The organism is Treponema sp. UBA785 (genome assembly GCF_002297065.1).
Classification (GTDB): domain Bacteria; phylum Spirochaetota; class Spirochaetia; order Treponematales; family Treponemataceae; genus Treponema_D.
Genome location: NZ_DBJD01000013.1, coordinates 2,188 through 4,688, shown reverse-complemented (window position 1 = coordinate 4,688; position 2,501 = coordinate 2,188). Strand labels below are relative to the sequence as shown.

Below are 2,501 nucleotides of genomic sequence, written 5' to 3'. Positions count from 1 at the left end.
CCATTCCCAGCGCTAACGCAGAAAAAACACGTTGCAAAGGGCATACAGACACATTGCTATAAAAATTGACATCGAGATATTCTTGCAATAAAATAGTGCTATGTACTTGACGAGAATTTATCAGTTTGCTAGCCTCGATTGCTCGATTGCTCGATTGCTCGATTGCTGCAGGCGTACTCTCTTCCAAATGTAAATTCTCATACCCCATCTATAAAAATCCTTATAAAGGCGGAATTTGCGTGCCTGTGCGTGCGGAATCCGCCTTTTTTGTCTCTGGAGAAAATCACATGAAAAAATCTTTCCTCATTTTGACGGCGGTATTTTGCTGTCTTTTGCCGCTTTTTGCAAAAAAAGCGGCGATGCCGCAATGGGTTCAGAACTACAGGACTGTATATCCGAATTCTGAATATCTTGCCCAGCGCGGAAGCGGCGATACAGCCGAAAAAGCAAGGACTGATGCAACCGCCGCGCTCTCGCGCTACTTCAAGACAAGCGTGAACGCGAATCTTTCAACGACAATGACTTCCGTTACAGCGGCAAATTCTGCGGAGGAGAAAACTCTTGTTGTGGACGACGTGAATGTTCAGTCCGAGGTGGAGCTTTTTGCTCTTGAGTACACCGAGCCTTTCTACTACAAGGCGGAAAAAAAGTGGTACTGCGTGGTCTACATGAACCGCAATGACGCATGGCAGCAGTACAAGCCTCAGATTGAAATCAAAAAAAACAGCTTTAACGGTCTCTACAAAAATCTTGAAAATGAGCCGGACTATTTTTCCAAAGCCGGAATGTGCGGCAAGGTGTGGCAGAGCGCAACGGAACTTCTGGAAAAACTTGAGTACGGCAGAATCATAAATCCAAAGGAAGAGGCGGCTTATCAGGACGAGCGCGACAAAATCTCTCATGTTCCGGTGATTTTTGAGGAAAGCAGGCAGAACTGTTCTATATATATTCAGACGCAAAACGACTATAGCCGCCTTGCGGAAAGCGCAGTCTCCTCCGTATTTACAGACTGCGGGCTTAAAGTCTCCAAAAATATTGAGCAGGCAAACTACATTGCGGAAGTCCTCGTAGAGCTGAATGTGTCGGGAAGCGAGCCTGTATCTATAAAACCCGGACTGGAGCTGAAAATCCAGAACAAAGAGGAAAAAACGGTTTATTCGTGCGAGGTCCAGGCGGCGGAAAAGTCTGTCGCATATTCGCTTGAAAACGCCCAGAAAAAGGCGTTTCCAAAACTTTCAAAGGAAACTGAGGAAGCTGTAAAAAAAGATTTGAGCGGCTTTCTTGAGTTATAGAATTTTTCATCTGGAGGAAAAAAATGAAAAAGGTGATTTTTGTATGCGTGGCGGCCGCGCTCGCTCTTGGAATGTCGGGCTGCGGGAGCACCAAGGTTGCACTGGATTCGTCGCTCAATGTTAATGTTGACAACGATGTTGACGACGATGTTGACAAGGTTGTGGTTGTTGACTGGACGGACAGGACTTTAGGCGAAGCGCAGGCTCCGCAGTGGCTCAAGAACATGAGGCGCGGAAACTCAGACACGTTCAAACAGCAGTGGGGAACAGATGCAAACCGCGTTGTAAAGGTGAGCATGGCGACAGGAAAAACAGAGGCGGCAGCCCAGGCTTTGAGCCGCGCGGGATTTGCCTACACTCAGGCGGCGGAGCTTAGCCAGAAGGTAATCGGACGCGTTGGCCAGGGTCTGAACGACGTGGGGCAGCTTGAGGCGGTTTATGTTGCTGCAAGCGAGACAAAGGCGGACATGACAGGACTCCGCGAGGAGACAGGATTCTTCCAGAAAGTGCGCACAACAAGGGCTGGAACAAAAGATCAGAGCGAGCAGTACATCTACTACACAGTTTATTCAATGGACAAAGGCACTTGGGACAACCTCTGCAAGAAGTATCTTATGGACGTTATGGGCGGCGCAGACTTGACTACCGATACACAGAAGAAAGTGGGCGCTCTCTTCAGCGAGATGAAGGCAGACGCGGACAAGAAGGACGCCGCAAAACAGGCAGAAGAGGAGGCTCTTTACAAGGCGCAGATGGCGCGTCTTGAGGCGGAGCGCGCAAAAGCAAACGCCGATGCTGCGGCAAGCAACGCCGAGACAGCAAAGACAGCGTTAAAGGCAAAAGAAATGGACGCACAGGAAGCGCAGACGAAGGCATCAACAGAAGAAGCTGCGAGACTGGCGGACTATCTAATGTAAAGAATAAAACCTGTTTGGCTCTCTTTAACCTTTAGTTATGCAAAAGATTAGAGAGAGTCTTTAAAAATATCTTACAAGAAGAAAAGCTAACTTTGAGTATAATTTATAAGCCAAAAGATAACACTGTTGAATATTTTATCTGTAAATTTTTAGAAAATGAAAGTATCAAGGAAAATTCTAAATGAAAAAAATAGTATTTTTATTAGTGATTGTTTTTATACTATCTCTTAATTCTTGCGAAACGACAGAAAGTGTTTCTATAAACAATAATAAAATAGAACAAAATGCTAAA

At 46.0% G+C, this 2,501-nt stretch carries 3 protein-coding genes; 2 read left to right on the top strand and 1 reads right to left on the bottom strand.

What is annotated here, in order from left to right; genetic code table 11:
- Nucleotides 1–208: hypothetical protein (locus tag B2X33_RS01060; protein WP_296666900.1), on the bottom strand; the 208-nt coding region annotated here is incomplete at its 3' end.
- A 79-nt stretch (nt 209–287) separates the two neighbouring features.
- On the opposite strand from B2X33_RS01060, the gene B2X33_RS01055 reads away from it, so the two are divergent.
- A complete protein-coding gene (locus tag B2X33_RS01055) occupies nt 288–1,292 on the top strand; it encodes a hypothetical protein (RefSeq protein WP_296666898.1) in 1,005 nt (334 codons plus the stop codon).
- Nucleotides 1,293–1,315: 23 nt separating this feature from the next.
- Nucleotides 1,316–2,209 (top strand): hypothetical protein, encoded by an 894-nt coding sequence (locus tag B2X33_RS01050; protein WP_296666897.1) that lies wholly within the window; start codon nt 1,316–1,318, stop codon nt 2,207–2,209.
- Nucleotides 2,210–2,501 lie beyond the last annotated feature (292 nt).

What these genes read in the sequence shown, in the direction of transcription:
- B2X33_RS01050 (WP_296666897.1), top strand. Translation starts at nt 1,316, where the DNA reads ATGAAAAAGGTGATTTTTGTATGCGTGGCGGCCGCGCTCGCTCTTGGA.
- B2X33_RS01055 (WP_296666898.1), top strand. Translation starts at nt 288, where the DNA reads ATGAAAAAATCTTTCCTCATTTTGACGGCGGTATTTTGCTGTCTTTTG.